The sequence below is a fragment of the Rhizorhabdus sp. GW822-FHT03C02 genome, assembly GCF_058801765.1.
This window is the reverse complement of the sequence record NZ_JBXANN010000008.1, coordinates 97,944-113,797: the sequence shown is the minus strand read 5'-3', so window position 1 is coordinate 113,797 and position 15,854 is coordinate 97,944. Positions and strand designations below refer to the sequence as shown.

At 66.6% G+C, this 15,854-nt stretch carries 15 protein-coding genes; 6 read left to right on the top strand and 9 right to left on the bottom strand.

Annotated features, from left to right (window positions below):
- Positions 1–76: 76 nt before the first annotated feature.
- From AC1RM6_RS19590 to AC1RM6_RS19570, 5 genes are all read right to left on the bottom strand, one after another.
- Positions 77–1,180 carry a DUF11 domain-containing protein gene (locus tag AC1RM6_RS19590; RefSeq protein ID WP_493104292.1) on the bottom strand — a complete coding sequence of 368 codons (1,104 nt, stop codon included), beginning with the start codon at positions 1,178–1,180 and terminating at the stop codon, positions 77–79.
- 41 nt (positions 1,181–1,221) lie between these two features.
- Positions 1,222–1,674, bottom strand: a complete 453-nt coding sequence (locus AC1RM6_RS19585; RefSeq protein WP_493104290.1) for a hypothetical protein — start codon at positions 1,672–1,674, stop codon at positions 1,222–1,224.
- Positions 1,675–1,682: 8 nt separating this feature from the next.
- Positions 1,683–2,633: a hypothetical protein gene (locus tag AC1RM6_RS19580; protein WP_493104288.1), complete on the bottom strand. Its 951-nt coding sequence runs from the start codon at positions 2,631–2,633 to the stop codon at positions 1,683–1,685.
- 239 nt (positions 2,634–2,872) lie between these two features.
- Positions 2,873–4,147: a cytochrome P450 gene (locus AC1RM6_RS19575; RefSeq protein WP_493104286.1), complete on the bottom strand. Its 1,275-nt coding sequence runs from the start codon at positions 4,145–4,147 to the stop codon at positions 2,873–2,875.
- 210 nt (positions 4,148–4,357) lie between these two features.
- Positions 4,358–4,771: a hypothetical protein gene (locus AC1RM6_RS19570; RefSeq protein WP_493104284.1), complete on the bottom strand. Its 414-nt coding sequence runs from the start codon at positions 4,769–4,771 to the stop codon at positions 4,358–4,360.
- A 254-nt stretch (positions 4,772–5,025) separates the two neighbouring features.
- On the opposite strand from AC1RM6_RS19570, the gene AC1RM6_RS19565 reads away from it, so the two are divergent.
- From AC1RM6_RS19565 to AC1RM6_RS19550, 4 genes are all read left to right on the top strand, one after another.
- Positions 5,026–6,570, top strand: a complete 1,545-nt coding sequence (locus AC1RM6_RS19565) for a class I adenylate-forming enzyme family protein (RefSeq protein WP_493104282.1) — start codon at positions 5,026–5,028, stop codon at positions 6,568–6,570.
- 262 nt (positions 6,571–6,832) lie between these two features.
- The gene (locus tag AC1RM6_RS19560) at positions 6,833–7,279 is read left to right on the top strand and encodes a DUF2946 family protein (protein WP_493104280.1); all 447 of its coding nucleotides are present in this window, start codon (positions 6,833–6,835) and stop codon (positions 7,277–7,279) included.
- Positions 7,280–7,375: 96 nt separating this feature from the next.
- Positions 7,376–9,520: a TonB-dependent receptor gene (locus AC1RM6_RS19555; protein ID WP_493104279.1), complete on the top strand. Its 2,145-nt coding sequence runs from the start codon at positions 7,376–7,378 to the stop codon at positions 9,518–9,520.
- A gap of 138 nt (positions 9,521–9,658) precedes the next feature.
- Entirely contained in the window at positions 9,659–11,905 is a 2,247-nt protein-coding gene (locus tag AC1RM6_RS19550; RefSeq protein WP_493104278.1) for an acyl-CoA dehydrogenase, read from the top strand.
- 9 nt (positions 11,906–11,914) lie between these two features.
- Here AC1RM6_RS19550 and AC1RM6_RS19545 read toward each other — a convergent pair whose 3' ends face one another.
- The 3 genes from AC1RM6_RS19545 to AC1RM6_RS19535 form a co-directional block, all read right to left on the bottom strand.
- On the bottom strand, positions 11,915–12,133 hold the full coding sequence (locus tag AC1RM6_RS19545) for a hypothetical protein (RefSeq protein WP_493104276.1): 219 nt from the start codon (positions 12,131–12,133) through the stop codon (positions 11,915–11,917).
- A 159-nt stretch (positions 12,134–12,292) separates the two neighbouring features.
- Positions 12,293–12,766, bottom strand: a complete 474-nt coding sequence (locus AC1RM6_RS19540; protein ID WP_493104274.1) for a YbaK/EbsC family protein — start codon at positions 12,764–12,766, stop codon at positions 12,293–12,295.
- 20 nt (positions 12,767–12,786) lie between these two features.
- Positions 12,787–13,482 (bottom strand): TetR family transcriptional regulator, encoded by a 696-nt coding sequence (locus AC1RM6_RS19535; RefSeq protein WP_493104273.1) that lies wholly within the window; start codon positions 13,480–13,482, stop codon positions 12,787–12,789.
- A 105-nt stretch (positions 13,483–13,587) separates the two neighbouring features.
- Between AC1RM6_RS19535 and AC1RM6_RS19530 the strand changes: the two genes are divergently transcribed.
- A complete protein-coding gene (locus AC1RM6_RS19530) occupies positions 13,588–13,746 on the top strand; it encodes a hypothetical protein (RefSeq protein WP_493104272.1) in 159 nt (52 codons plus the stop codon).
- A gap of 119 nt (positions 13,747–13,865) precedes the next feature.
- On the top strand, positions 13,866–14,663 hold the full coding sequence (locus AC1RM6_RS19525) for a MerR family transcriptional regulator (RefSeq protein WP_493104270.1): 798 nt from the start codon (positions 13,866–13,868) through the stop codon (positions 14,661–14,663).
- On the opposite strand, the gene AC1RM6_RS19520 is transcribed toward AC1RM6_RS19525, so the two are convergent.
- Positions 14,602–15,702 (bottom strand): NAD(P)-dependent alcohol dehydrogenase, encoded by a 1,101-nt coding sequence (locus AC1RM6_RS19520; protein WP_493104268.1) that lies wholly within the window; start codon positions 15,700–15,702, stop codon positions 14,602–14,604. The two genes, AC1RM6_RS19525 and AC1RM6_RS19520, sit on opposite strands and share 62 nt — an antisense overlap.
- Positions 15,703–15,854: the final 152 nt, after the last annotated feature.

Genomic DNA, 15,854 nt, shown 5'->3' with positions numbered 1-15,854 from the left:
ATGGAGGCTGGACAAGGCTCCGCCGCCCCCGGACGCGCGGTCCGGGATCAAGGCGCGTGGCGCGATCAAGCCGGGCTCAGTTGATCGTCACGCGGAATCGGGTGGTTCTGGTCGTCTGCGGCAGCACCGTGGCGATCGACGAACGGACCGTGTTGGCGCTGAACGAACCGACCACACCATCGGCGTCGTCGGCGCCGGTCGCGTCGTCGTCCTCGTTCGATCCGTCGGCGACGCAGGCACCGAGCAGGACGGTGCCATCGACATAGAGGCTGCCGGGGACATAGGTCGAATTGGCCGGGATCGCGTCGGTGACCGCGACGTCGTTGGCGGTACCGGGGCCGGCATTGGTGATCTGGATGCAATATTCGACGGTCGCGCCGGGAATCGCCTTGGGAGCGAGGGTGCCATTGAGCGGGTCGCTGATCGTCGTCGCGGTCTTGATCGCGGTGATCGCGGCGGTACCGACGACATATTCGTCGAGCGCCGACGATCGACCGTCACGGACGAGATCGATCGCCCCCGCGGCATCGGCGAAGACATTGTCTACCGTCGTCGGCGAGTCGCCGAGCGCCGAGGCGATCAAGTCGGCGCCGAGCGATCCGCTGGTGCCGCCGGCGGCGGTGACCGCGGTCAGGCCGATGCCGGCGACCGCGTTCGACGGGCCGGTCGCGGGAATGTCGGCGACGACGAACACCGTCACGGTGGCGTCGGCGGCGAGTTCGTCGACGAAGGTCGCGGTGTCGACGCCCGCGTCGTAGATGCCGTTGCCGTTCGAATCGACATAGACATGGATATTGGTCACGCCATAATTGTCGGTATGGCCGAAGATCGTCGAGACCAGCGCGAGCTGCTCGGTCGCGAACAGCCGGAAATCCTGGGTCGAGTTGGTGTTGTTGGTCACGGTGAAGGTGGTGACCGCAGCCGTCTGGCCGAAGGTCACCGTCGTCGGCGCGCCGCCGACCTCGGCGACGGTCACGTTGACCTTGCGGTCGACGAGGAAGCTGACCGTGTTCGACGAGACCGGGGTCTGGGCGGTGCCGCCGACCGAATAGCCCACCGATGCGGTGTTGGCGACGCTGGTGCCGGCGACGGTGCCGGTCGCGGCGTGGGCGGCGCCGCCGGCGATCAGGGACGCAGTCGTCCCCGACAAAAACAGGCCTCTGGAAAGCTTACGCAACATCACTCGATTCCTTCTGTTCAATGGTCAGCGCGGGACGACCGTCAGCGCAGCACGGCGTGGAAAGACACTTCACCCGCGGCTCCCGCCGCGATCGGCGCCGCGATATGCCAGCGCACGAACTTCACCTCGGCCAGCCGCGCCGGGCGGCGGCTGCCGTCGGCGTCGATGACGCTCAGCCGCGCGATCGGCGCGAACGTCCGGCCGTCGACCGAGACCTCGGGCTCACCACCCGCGCCGGCACCGCGATAGACGACGTTCGCCGGCACCGGATTGTCGAGCACGACGTCGGCGGCGGGCTGCGATCCGCTGTTGCGATAGGCGAGCGCATAGACGAGCGCGTCGCCGGGCACCGCGCGGCTGGCCGGGACCAGCTTCTCGGTGACCGGTTCGGCCTTCATCACGGTGGCGTTCAGCACGATGCCGCCCGCCATCGCGCGGCCGGTCAGCACGGCGGCCAGCGCGGCGGCGACCAGATATTTGGGGGACATGCTCATACTCCTGCTCATTGGATCTGGACCTGGAAACTGACGGTGCGCACCGCGGGGGCGGCGATGTCGCCGAGTCTGACCGCGATCCTGCTGCCGTCGAAGCCGCCGGGATCGCCATCGCCGCCATCGCTGACCGCGGCGTCGTCGAGGGTCAGGCTGCCGGGGACATAGACGGTGCCGGCCGGGATCGGATCGGCGATCGCGACATCGGTCGCGGTGCCGCTGCCGGTGAAATGGCCCTCGATCCGATAGGTGATGATCGCCCCGCGCGTCGGGCGGTCGCCGCCGTCGGGCGCGCGCACGCTTTGCGACTTGACGAGGCTGGCGACGATCGGATCATGTCCGGCGGAGTCTGTGCCCGGGGCGCTCACGACGCCGCCGCCGGTCACCCCGACCACCGCATCGGTGCCGCCGTCGCCGGCGCCGGCGAACACGGTGCCGGTCGTCCCGACGCCCGTCAGTGACGTGACGCCCAGGGTGACCGTGCCGGGGGTGGCGGTGAATGTGCCGACCACGAACAGGGTGAGAGTTTCGCCCGGCGCCAGGACCCGGGTGGTTCCGCCGGTCGGAATCGGGGTGTCGATCAGCGGGTCATAGCATCCGTTGCCGTCGGTGTCGGCGACGACGGCCTCCGGAAGGAAATCGCCGTCGCGCACGCTCGCAATCCCGGGGATGAACGCCTCATGCCCGTTGCCGCGGTTGGTGAGCAGGAAGCCGATCGCCGTCGTCCGGCCATTCGCTGCGGAGATCGTGCAGGCCGGCGCCGGCTCCAGCGTCAGTTCGATCACCTCGTCGACCCGCAGATCGACGATATTGGAGTTGAGTGTGGTGGCGGTGCCGTCAAGATCATAGGCGATCTGCGCGACGTTGCGGATCGTCGTTCCTGCCGGGGTCGCGGCGCCGATCGCGGGCACCAGGCCAGGGGCAGCCGCCGACACCGCCAGGCCGATCAAGGCCCGGCGCATGGTTCGGCCGAACCGGCCCGCCGCGACAAGATGAAACGCCCCCAGATACACGCAACACGGCTCCCTGAACCAGAGCCGTCAAGATCGTATATCTGGATTAATCTCGTTTTACTTTTGCAGGATTGCTCAACTGCGCAGCATCATACTTTGGTCGGTTAACAAGTTCGAATTTAGACGAAGGTATGATTCATGTGGAGTCTACGTACATGGATCGTTGAAGTGCTGCGTTCCCGGGCAGGTTAACCGACATCCCAGACAAGCGGCAGGTTGCGGATCGACATCAGGCCGGGAAAGACGCTGGTGTCGGCGCCGGGCCTGATCCGGAAGGCGGGAATCCGCCTGAACCATTCGTCGAGCAGGATACGCAGTTCGCGCCGGGCCAGCGGCGCGCCGAGGCAGAGATGAACCCCGGCGACGAAGGTGAAATGGCGGTTGCCCTTGCGCGCGGGATCGAAGTCGCGCGGGGCCGCGAATTGCGACGGGTCGAAATTGCCCGCCGGGTTCAGGCACTGGATGCTCTCGCCGGCCTTGATGGTCACCCCGTGCCATTCGAAATCGCGCTTGGCCGACCGTGCCGAACTGAGGATCGGCTGGGTACGCAGAAATTCCTCGACCGCCTGGTTGATCAGTTCGGGCTCGGCGCGCAGCCGGTCCTGGATCGCGGGTTCGAGCGCCATGCGGCGGAACATCTGGCTGATCGTCGCGGCGACGGTGTCGAGCCCGCCGAGCCACAGGAACCAGACCATGCCGATCTTCTCGTCTTCGGTCAGCTTGCGGCCCCCGATCTCGCCATGGACGATATGCGAGACGAGATGCTCGTCGGGCCGGGCCTCCTTCTCGGCGATGAAGCCGCGCAGGAAGGCGACGACGCCGCGCAGCGCGGCCTGCATCTTCTCCAGGCTGTTCGAGTGGAGGATATCCCATTCCCAGTCGAGGAACTGGGTGAACATCGGCGGCGGGAAGCCCATCAGCGCCATGAAGATCCGCACCGGATAGACCCGGCCGAAATCCCAGGCGATATCGACCTCGCCCTTGTCGGCGAAACTGTCGATCATCTCGACCACCACCGCGCGGATCTGCCCGTCCATCCGGTTGAGCCGCGACGGCGAGAACCAGGGCATCAGGAACTGGCGATATTTGCCATGTTCGGGCGGATCGATCGCGATCGGGATCGACCGGAAGGTCTCGCCGATCATCGCCTGGAATTCGGCGGTGCCCTTGTTCGAGAAGATCTCGTTGTCGCTATAGACCCGTTCGATGTCCTTGTAGTGGGTCACCACCCAGCTGCCGCCGCGGCCGCCGCCGAGGGCATGGCCGCCGCCGGGAGGCGCCGGGCTGTAGAGAAGATGCGGAATGTCGGGCCCGTTCAGCCAGTCGCAGGGCAGATAGGGGTCGACCAGGTCGTTGGGCTGATAGCCGAGCGCCCAAGACAGATCGACCAGCCGGTCCTTCGGGACATGGTCGGGCGCCGGCCAGTCGACACGGATCGAATCGAGGGTAAGCTGTTCCGGCATCGCTCTCTCCCGTGGCCATTTTCTGCTCTGGGTCGGGCGATGGTAGAGGGCGGCGGCGCTGATGAACAGCCAAGCGTAGCGATATCGTCGGGGCGCGGCGATCATGGTGGAAGCATGACGATATCCGACTATGTCGGATCATCCGCGCCCGGATTTTCGGTTTATCGCGATATGCGAGGCGACAGCCGATTCCACCCGGCTTGAAAATGCTCAGTTGCTGGGGTTCTGGACCGAGGCGAAACAGGTGAAGCCGGCTTTGCCCTGGGTCAGCTTCTTGATGTAGTTGGTGTAGGCCGAGCTCTGCAGATAGCCATAGCCCGGATAGTTGGTGCCATATTTGATCGCGTTCTGGACGTCGGTCCCGTTCAGCGGCTGGCTCGGGCCGGGATAGGCGAGCAGGCTGTTCTTGGCGACGAGTTCGCCGTCATAGCGGATCCATTTGGTCGAATTGGCGGGGTCCGGGACCGGGATCGTGCAGGTCATCAGCGAGGCAGCGGCCTGTGCGGCGCCGGGGCGGACCGTCGCGATCGCCGCCATGCCGAGTGCGGAGACGCGCAACATGTTCCGGCGCGAGGGCATGCCGTCGGTTTCGGGGGCCAGGTCCGGCCGATCCTCGTTCGCCATGAGCACTCCGCACACGCTGCCGCAACGGGCCCCGGCGTAGCCGGGCAGGCGGGCGCGACCTATTCGGTACATCCCCTTCGGTAATTTCCCCGAGGCAAGGCTTCCCATGGCCGCAAATTTGACTGTATATACGAATAGTAATTCATAATTGCGAACAACGCGGCGTCGATCGATCTGGGGCACACGCATACAAGGCTGGTTCTTGCGCCATTGGCGGGGCAAGGTCGGCGGACAAGAGGATGGAGGGAAGCCAGGTGAGTGCGAATGACGGCGTGCCGGATGATCCGCGATCGGCGACCACCTTTCCCCAGTTCATCCGTGCGGCGGCGCGCGCTTTTGGCGACGATATCGCGATCACCCTCAAGGGGCAGACGATCCCCGACGAATCGCTGAGTTTCGTTGAACTCGAGCGGCGTTCGGCCGAGCTCGCCCGCGGCCTGATCGCGCGCGGGGTCGGCAAGGGGACGCGGGTCGGGTTCATCTACGGCAATTCGCCGAGCTTCGCGCTGATGCTCGGCGCGATCGCCCGGATCGGGGCGGTCGCGATCCCGATCAGCACGCTGATCAAGGCCAACGAGCTGGTGCGCGTCCTGCGCCAGTCCGACGTCGCCGGACTGATCGTCCAGCGCAGCCTGCTGGGGCATGATTATGTCGAGCGGCTGTGCGACGCGCTGCCCGAACTGCGCGACAGCCGCGGCCCCGACCTGCGGATCGCGGCGGTGCCGTTCCTGCGCTGGATCGTCTCCGGCGGCGACGCGCTGCCGCCATCGTTCCACGACATGCGCTTCCTGACCGGCGCCGCGACCACGGTGAGCGAGGACCTGCTGCAGGCGGTCGAGGCCGAGGTCCATGGCACCGACCAGATGGTCGAGATCTACACGTCGGGGTCGATGGCGCTGCCCAAGGGGGTCAAGCACAACCATGGCCCGGTCGTCTATCGCAGCCATTATATCCGTTCGATGATCGCGCTCGAACGCGGCAAGCCGGTGAATGTCTGGCTGCCGATGTTCTGGGTCGGCGGCCTGATGATGTATCTGCTGCCCAACTGGGAGACCGGCGCGGTCACCGTCTGCACCGAGGGCACCTCGACCAGCAGCAAGATCGCGATGGGCAGCGTGCTCGCCGACGAGGACATCAAGGTGATGGCGCAGGCGCGCCCGTTCTGGGCGCTCGGCATGACCGAGACGCTCGGGCCCTATAGCTATGGCGACGAACTGCGCTTGCCGGGCTATCCGCTGTGCGCGCCGCTCGACCATATCGCCGAGCGCTACGACGTACGGATCGCCGATGCCGACGGCCAGGTCCTGCCCGACGGCGAGGTCGGCGAGATCCAGGTGCGCGGCTATGCGCTGACCCCCGGGCTGCACAAGGTCGAGCGCGCCGGCTATTTCACCCCCGACGGCTATTATCACACCGGCGACATGGGGATGCGCGAGGGTGGGCGCATATATTTCGTCGGCCGCAACGGCGACATGATCAAGACCGCGAGCTCGAACGTCTCGCCGGCCGAGGTCGAGCTCGAGCTCCAGCAGCTCGACGGGGTCCATTCGGCCTATGTCGTCGGGCTGCCCGACAAGGAGCGCGGGCAGCTGGTGGTCGCCGCGGTGGTGCCGCGCGACGGCGCCTCGCTCGATTTCGGGGCGATCGAGGCGCAGCTGCGCAAGCGGCTGTCGAGCTTCAAGGTGCCGCGCGCCTATGTCGCGATCAGCCGCGAGGAAGTGCCGATGCTGCCGAGCAACAAGGTCGCGCGCCGGCAGATCGAGGGGATGATGGCGACCCGGCTGGGGCGGGTCGCGTAGGGCGGATCATCCGTTCCAAGTTTTCGATTTACCGCGATATGCGAGTCATCAGGTGATTCCACCTGATTTCATATCGTTCCAGACGGACAAAGACCGGGCGCCGCCCGCTTCGATCGGGTGTGGCAGGGGTCTCCCTGTGGTCTTCGCACAACACCCGCCCAGCATATCGAAGACGCGCGGCTTCGCGGGATTGACTATGTGATATGGTAACATATCATCACGCCGCTACCCAACGCCCTTCTTCCGGTGACCGATTGTCGATATGATGGCCCGCGATCAGCGACGCGCGAAGACGTTGCGCCATCACCACGGCGCGCCGCGCGCCGGTTCGCACCGGTTTCGAACCGATGCCAGTCCACGGCGCGTCGCGATGATTCTCGCGATGCTGCTGGCCATTTGCTGGCAAGCGTTCGTCACGCAGACCCATCTGCACCTCGATCACAGTCTCGACTCAGCCGCGATCGCGGGCGGGGCGCATGCCCCGGCGCCGTCGGTCTCCGAACATCTGTCTCCCGATCTCCAGGCGGATTGTCCGTTCTGCGAAGAGGTCGCGCATGCGGGGCATTATCTGCTGCCCGCGCTCGCGGCGATCCATCTGCCGGAAGGCGCCATCGCCTGGCGCGTCGACGGACCACCCGACCGGTCTTCGCTGCGGCAACGCTCGCACGCGTGGCGAAGCCGCGCTCCGCCTCGCCCGTTCCAAGCCTGAACCATCATCGCGAGGTGGAGCGCCGGTCCGCGCTTCCTCGCGTCACGCGCGATTCCGATCGGTGAATCCGCTGCCAAGGCCCTGGAGCTTTCTCACATGCGAATGTCATTTCTACTGGGTGCGACAAGCGTCGCGCTGATCCCCTTTGCCGCCTTCGCCCAGGCCGTGCCCGCCGACAGCGACGGGTCGCAGGCCGGCCAGACAAACGATATCGTCGTCACCGCGCGCAAGCTCGACGAAGCCCGCGATGCCATCCTGCCGTCGCTCGGTGCGAGCGACTATCATATCGATCGAAAGCTCCTCGAAAACCAGCCGGGCGGCACCAACCGCAGTCTCGTCCAGGTCCTGCTGCAGGCCCCCGGCGTGACGCTGGACAGCTATGGTGCGATCCATGTCCGCAACGAGCACGCCAATCTTCAATATCGCCTGAATGGTGTGATCGTGCCGGAAAGCATCTCCGGCTTCGGCGCGACCTTCGATCCGCACATCGCGGAGTCGGTCGACCTCGTGACCGGGACATTGCCGGCGCAATATGGCTACCGGACATCGGGCGTCATCGACCTGAGGACGCGCTCCGGTGCGTTCGACGATGGCGGCGACGTCAGTCTCTACGGCGGCAGCCGCGGAACATTGCAGCCCAGCGCCAGCCTCCACGGATCGAGCGGCGGCCTCAATTATTTCGCGTCGGGCAGCTATCTCGAAAATGATCTCGGGGTCGAAAACCCGACCCCGTCGCGCAAGGCGATCCACGATCATACCCGACAATATCGCGCGTTCGGCTATGTCTCCGATGTCCTGTCGGACAGCAGCCGCGTCACCGCGTTCGGCGGTACCTCGATCGGCTATTTCCAGATCCCGAACAATCCGGGCCAACCCGCGGGCTTCACCCTTGAAGGCCGGTCGGTCTACGACTCCGCGAGCCTCGATCAGAATCAGCGCGAAATCACCCATTATGGGGTGCTGGCCTATCAATATGCCGGCGGCGCCTTCAACCTCCAGGTCGCGCCGTTCGTCCGCTATTCGCAGACCCGCTTCACCCCCGATCCGCAGGGCGGCGATCTCATCCTGTCGGGGGTCGCGGATCGTTCGCGTCTGTCGAGCCTGACCGCGGGGGTGCAGACCGACGGCAGTTACGCGCTTTCCGGCAGCCATATGCTGCGCTTCGGCCTGTTCTTCCAGAACGAGCGCACGCGTTCGAGTGTCACGTCCCGGGTGTTCGCGGTCGATGGCGATGGCAACCAGACATCGGATATCCCGCTGTCGATCGCCGACAGCGGCGGTCGCAATGGCCAGCTCTACGGCCTCTATCTGCAGGACGAATGGTCGCTGTCGCCGACCCTCACGCTCAATTATGGCGCGCGCTTCGACGCGGTGCGCGCCTTCACCAAGGAGCAGCAGATCAGCCCGCGCGCCAATATCGTCTGGAAGCCCGGCGCGAACAGCGTTTTCCATATCGGCTATGCGCGCAACTTCACCCCGCCGCCGCAGGAGTTGATCGCCGCGCCGACGCTGGCGCTGTTCGACGGTACGACCAAGGCGACGGAGATCGCGACGGCCGATCCGGTGCGCGCCGAACGCGAGCATTATTTCGACGGCGGTGTGCAGCAGACCCTTCTTCCGGGGCTCAAGATCGGCATCGATGCCTATTACAAGATCAAGCACGACCTGCTCGACGAGGGGCAGTTCGGCCCCTCGCTGGTGCTGTCGCCGTTCAACTATGCCAGCGGCAAAGCCTGGGGTGTCGAGTTGAGCGCGAACTACACGCGTGGCGGGCTCGATCTTTACGCCAATGTCGCGCGGGGTCAGGAAAAGGGCCGCAATATCGTCTCGAGCCAATATTTCTTCGCCCAGGACGAACTCGATTATATCCGCACGCACAGCATCTTCACCGATCATTCGCAGCGGTGGACGGCGTCGGGCGGCGGCAGCGTGACCATCCATGACGGGCTGGGCACGCTCGTGCCGACCATAGACTTCCTCTATGGCGACGGGCTCCGTGCGGACGATCCGGCCGGCATCGTGCCCAATGGCGGCAAGCTGCCGTCCTATTTCACCGCCAATATCGGCATCGCGCAAAATATCGATGGTCCCGGCGTGCTCCGGGGCCTGTCGATACGCTTCGACATCACCAACATCGCCGACAAGACCTATCTGATCCGCGACGGTTCGGGGGTCGGTGTCGGGGCGCCGCAATATGGGGCGCGGCGCGGGTTCTTCGGCGGCATCCGCAAGACCTTCTGAAGGACGCCGTCCGCCGCCATGGACCCGACAGGGCGGCGGACGGCGTCGATCATCGGCTGCGGCAGGCGCGTCGTCGGGCGAATTCCCGGGATCGTTCAATAGCATCCCGGCGTTGAGGCATCCGAAAGGATGTCTCCCATGCCGCTCCCGTCCGTCCGCCGTGACCTGGTTTCGCGCCCGATCTTCTCGCTGGTCGAGGGGGTGATCCCGACGCTGTCCGCCACCGAGAGCGAGGCGATCGATGCCGGCGATACCTGGTGGGATGCGGCCTTGTTCACCGGCAATCCGGATTGGGCGCAACTGCTTGGCGTTCCGCTGGCCAGGCTGTCCGGCGAGGAGCAGGCCTTTCTCGACGGACCGGTCGAGCGGCTGTGCGCGATGGTCGACGAGTGGACGATGACATCGCAGACGCATGACCTGCCGGCGGAGGCCTGGGATTATCTGAAGCGCGAGAAATTCTTCGGGATGATCATCCCCAAGGCGCATGGCGGGCTGGGCTTCTCCAACTTCGCGCACAGCGAAGTCGTGCGGAAGATCGCGACCCGGTCGGTGTCGCTGGCGGTGACCGCGATGGTGCCCAACTCGCTCGGGCCGGGCGAGCTGATCCTGCGCTTCGGTACGCCCGAGCAGCAAAGCCACTGGCTGCCGCGGCTCGCCGATGGGCGCGAGATCCCGGCGTTCGGGCTGACCAGTCCCGAGGCCGGATCGGACGCCGCGGCGATGGTCGACGAGGGGGTGGTGTGCCGTGGCCCATGGCAGGGCAAGGAGGTGCTCGGCATGCGCCTCACCTGGAACAAGCGCTATATCACCCTGGGGCCGGTCGCGACGATCCTCGGCCTCGCCTTCAAGCTGCGCGATCCCGACCATCTGCTGGGCGAGCAGGAGGAGATCGGCATCACCGTCGCGCTGATCCCGACCGGCCTGCCCGGAGTCACGATCGGGCGGCGCCATATCCCGTCGCTGCACAGTTTCCAGAACGGCCCCAACCAGGGCGAGGATGTGTTCGTGCCGCTAGATCATATCATCGGCGGGGTCGAGCGGGTCGGCCAGGGCTGGAAGATGCTGATGAGCGCGCTCGCGGCGGGCCGGGCGATCTCGCTGCCGTCGCTGTCGGCGGCGGGCGCCGCCTTCGCCGCGCATGCGACCGGCGCCTATGCGCGGATACGCACCCAGTTCAACCTGCCGATCGGCCGGTTCGAGGGCATCCAGGAGCGGCTCGCGCGGATCGCCGGCAACGCCTATCTGCTCGACGGCGCGCGGCGGCTGACCTGCGCCGGGCTCGACATGGGCCGCCACCCCGCGGTGATCTCGTCGATCCTCAAGCTGCATGCGACCGAGCGGATGCGGGTTGTCGTCAACGACGCCATGGACGTCCATGGCGGCAAGGCGATCATCGAGGGGCCGCGCAACTATCTGGCCAGCCTCTATCGCGCGGTCCCGGTCGGGATCACCGTCGAGGGCGCCAATATATTGACCCGCAGCCTGATGGTGTTCGGCCAGGGCGCGATCCGGTCGCATCCCTATCTGCTCGACGAGATTCGCGCGGTCGGCGAGGCCGATCGCGACCGGGCGCTCGCCGATTTTGACCGGGTCTTGTGGAAACATGTCGGCCACTCGCTCAAGACCGCGATCCGCACCTTCGTGCGGAGCTGGTCGGGCGGGCTGTTCGCGCCGGCGCCCAGGGCCGGGCGCGCAACCCGCTTCTATCGCCAGCTCAGCCGCTATGCCGCGGCCTTCGCCTTCACCTCGGACATCGCCTTCCTGACCCTGGGCGGCGAGCTCAAGCGGCGCGAACTTCTGTCGGCGCGGCTCGGCGACATCCTCTCCGAACTCTATCTTCTGTCAGGCGCGCTCAAGCGCTGGGAGGATGAAGGCCGGCAGGCGGCCGATTTCCCGCTGCTCGCTTATGCCTGTGAAAGCGGCTTCGCGACGATCGAGCAGCGTTTCGACGAGATCATCGCCAATTTTCCCGCGCGTCCGGTCGGCTGGATGCTGCGGCTGTTCGTCATGCCGTTCGGACGCCGGCGGCGCGGACCGTCGGACCGGCTGATCCGGCAATGCGCCGACCTGCTGCTGGAACCGTCGGCGACCCGCGAGCGGCTGGTCGACAATGTCTTCATCGGCGGGCCCGAGGAACCGGTGGCAAGGTTGACCGAGGCGTTCGAGAAGGTGGTCGCGACGCAGGAGATCCACGACCGGCTGCGCAAGGCGAAGATCGGCGACCGCAACGAGGCCGAGGCGCGGGGCCTGATCAGCGCCGCCGAACGCGCGTCGATCGAGGCCGCCGACAAGGCGGTCGCCGAGGTGATCGCGGTCGACGATTTCGCGCCTGAAGAGCTGGCCGGACCGCGCCGGGCGCCGGCCTTCGCCGAGGCTGCCGAATAGCGAGTCCGATTATCGGCCGGTGGGCGATGCGGGCTTGTCGAGCTGCGGGAAAGCCTTGGCCGGTTCCTCGCCGGCCTCGGCCTGGGTGAGCAGCGCCTTGACCGAATAGCGCGTGGACAGCGCGCGATGGGCGGCGACGGCCTGCGGATGTTCGGCGCCGGCGGCGCGTTCGAGTTCCTGTCTGGCCCGTTCGAGGAAATAGGATGCCTCGTCGTCGAGTTCGTGCACGGCCGTCGCCTTTCATTGTCTTCGTTTGCCGGTCCGACACCATCATGATGGCCGATCCGGCATTTGTCATCCCTGCGATGGTCGCGATGAACGCCAAAATAACCGACCGGAAGCGCGAGGCCGGTCGTGCGGAAAATGCCACCAACCCAAGGGCTTCGTTTAATCGGACGCGCTGTCCTGGCAGAGATCGGCCCAGGCCGCACCGGTGATTTCCACTAGGCGATCGGGAGTGATCCGCACCGACGCGGTGCGCGATCCGGCGGCGGGATAGACGATGTCGAAATCGCGCAGCGAATGGTCGCAATAGATCGGCAGCGGGGTGGCGAGCCCGAACGGGCAGACCCCGCCGACCGGATGCCCGGTCAACGCCTCGACCTCCTCGGCGCCGAGCATGCGTGGGCGGCCGCCAAGCGCGGCCTTGGTCTTGCGGTTGTCGAGCCGGGCGTCGCCGCGCGCGACGACCAGCATCACCGCATCATTGACCCGCACCGACAGCGTCTTGGCGATCCGTCCGGGCTCGACGCCCAATGTCGCCGCCGCCTCGGCAACGGTCGCGGTGCTCGCATCCTGTTCGATGATCGCAAGATCGGGGGCGTGCTGGGCGAGGAACGCCCGGACCGAGTCGAGACTCATGCGCGGACCGTCATCCGGTTCTACTCCTCATGATGCCATGCGGCCGATCCGATGCCGTCGATCACGAAGGCGCTGATCGCATCGTCGATCTCGGTCTCGCTGGCGAGCCCCGGCGGAAAGATCCAGTCGCGGAACAGCACGCTCGCCATCACCGCGGCGAACGACACCCGCACCATCAGCCGCGGATCGACCCTGGTGTCGTTGCCGGCGGCCCGCCGCCGCATCGTCGCGGCGCCGCGCTCGAAATAGGCGCGCAGGCTGTCGATCCCGGCGACGCCTTCGGTGCTGTCGGGACGATAGGTTTGGGCGACGAACAGCGACATCAGCATCTTCGAATGCTGGGTCAGGAATTGCTGGAGCTCGGCGATGTAGAGCCGGGCCTGGTCCCGATCGATCTCGGGATCGTCGAAGCTGGTCAGGTGGCGCGCGTTGAACGCGTCGAAATGCTGGTTGAGCGGCTCGAACACCGCCTCGCGGAACAAGTCGGCCTTCGACGGGAAATAGCGGAACAGCTGCGCCTCGGTGATGTCCGCGAGTGCGGCGATCGCCGCGGTGGTGGCGCCGGCATAGCCATTGGCCTCGAACGAGGTGCGCGCGGCCGCCATCAGCCGGTCCATGATCTCCTCGGGCGTCCGCCGCTTGCGCCGCGCCGGTTTGGGATCGGCTTCGATGGCGGCGGTGTCGATCGTGGCTGTCTTGCGCTGGATTTTGCTCACGCCCGACCGCTACCATGAAGGCCGGCGGAGGTGAACCATGAGCTTGCCAGGCTGTATCCGTGCCGAATATCCTCAGGATGTCACGCGAGCGATGGAAGGTGGTCGATGACCGAAGGACGCCGAAGCGCCATCAGCCCGGATTTGGAAAAACTGCGGCGGCTGTTGCTGGAGGGCGCCGCTTCGGCGCCCACCGGGATCGCCGACGAACAATATTTCGCCAGCCTGCGTGATCGTGCCCGCACCGGCGCCCGCTCGTCCAAATAAGGTTCGCGATCGTTAGCGCGGCCGAAGGAAGCGGCGCTATCCTCCAATCTCAAGATGCGGCCCGCACTTTGCCACGCCGCATCTTGCCCATCGGTGATATTGCGTGCTCTAGCAACGCAATGAAGATGCGCGAACTCGAGCAGCGGACCGGGGTCCATCGCGAGACGATCCGCGTCTATCTGCGCCATGAGCTGATCCCGCCGCCGACCCGCACCGGCAAGACGGTCGCCGATTATGGCGAGGAGCATGTCAAGGCGATCGCGGCGGTGCGGCGGCTGCAACAGGACAGCCGGCTGACGCTGCCGCAGATCCGGGCGATGATGGATGGCGGCCCCGCCGACCAGCGGGTCAGCGCCAATGCCTTCTCGCATCTCGAGCAACTCGTCGCGGCGCGGGTCGGGCTCGACGACCATCTCGTCTCGCTCGATCAACTCGCGCTACGTTATGCGCATGCCCGCAAGGATGCTCGCGCGCTTGCCGGCTTCGGCGCGATCGAGATCGTCCGGGCGGGCGAGGGGGGTGACAGCGGCGACGCGGTGACGATCAGCGATGCCGAGCTGATTTCGATCTGGGGCGAGATGCGCAACCGCGGCTTTCTCGAGAAGCTCGATTTCCGGCCGAAGATGCTCGACTTCTATGTCGAGGCGGCGAAGTTCGTCGCGGGCTGGGAGGCGCGAACCTTCCTCGACCGCACCGAGGGCCGGATCGACGAGGACGCGGCGGCGGCGATGATCGAGCAGGCGCTGCCGCTGATGCTCAATTTCTTCGGGCTGTTGCGCCGCAAGGAATTCCTGCGCGCGATCCGGACGGGCGAGACCGCCGAGACGATCCTCGCGCCACCCGGTGTCGTCCCGACTACATCGTCAGCACCGCCTTCACGCAGCGGCCGGCGTGCTGGTCCGCGATCGCGCGGTTGATCTCGGCGAGCGGATAGAGGGTGATCAGCCGGTCGAACGGGAAGCGGCCGTCCGCGTAGAGCGCGATCAGCCTGGGCACGAACAGCCGCGGATCGGCGTCGCCCTCGGTCACCCCGCAGATCGACGCGCCGAGCGACAGCAGCGGTAGCGGCGCGATCGTGATCGTCGTGTCGAGCGTCTTGGGGACCCCGACCATCGCCAGCCGGCCGCGCACCCCGAGCACCGCAACCGCCGCCTCGATCGCCGCCGGATGGCCCGAGCTTTCGAGGATGCGCGATACGCCGTCGGGCAGGATTGCCCGCACCGCGGCGGCGACGTCGCCCGCCGCCGGATCGACGACATGGGTCGCGCCGAGGTCCAGCGCGAAGTCGCGGCGCGATGCCAGCGGATCGACTAGGATGATCGTGCCGGCGCCGACCGCGGCGGCGGCCATCACCCCGCTCAGCCCCACCGGGCCGCCGCCGCTCACCAGCACCGAGTCTCCGGCGCCGACCCCGAGGGTGTTGAACACCGCGCCGGCGCCGGTCATGATTCCGCAGCCGAGCGGGCCGAGCAGCGCCAGCGGTGCCGAGGCGGGCACCTTCACGACATTGTGCGCGGCGACCAGCGCGTGGGTGGCGAAGGATGACTGGCCGAAGAAATGGCTCGACACCGGACCGTCGGCATCGCGCAGCGCGGTCGATCCGTCGGCGCGGCGGCCGCCGAAATTGAGCGCGGCGAACTGGCTGCAATAGCTGGGCTCGCCCGCCCGGCACGAGGCGCAGGCGCGGCACGCGGCGAAGCCGAGCACCACCGGATCGCCGGGCGCGAGATCGCGGACATCGGTGCCGACCGCTTCGATGATCCCCGACCCCTCATGGCCGAGCACCGCGGGCAGCGGGGTCGGCAGGATCTGGTCGCGGACGACGAGATCGGTGTGGCACAGCCCGGTCGCGACGATCCGCACCCGGACCTCGCCCGGGGCCGGATCCTCGAGCGTCAGCGGTTCGATCGTGAACGGCCCGCCGGCTTCGCGGACGATGGCGGCTGAAATCTCCATAAGCTTCCTCTCCCGGACGATGGTCCGACCATTTTCGTCGTTCGCGCATTTTTCGCTTTGACAGGTCGGCGAATCCAGTTACGTATTGCGTCAACGTAATACGTAAAACAAGCCAAAATGGTAGGACCTATGGAGCGCCGCACCGCGGCCGC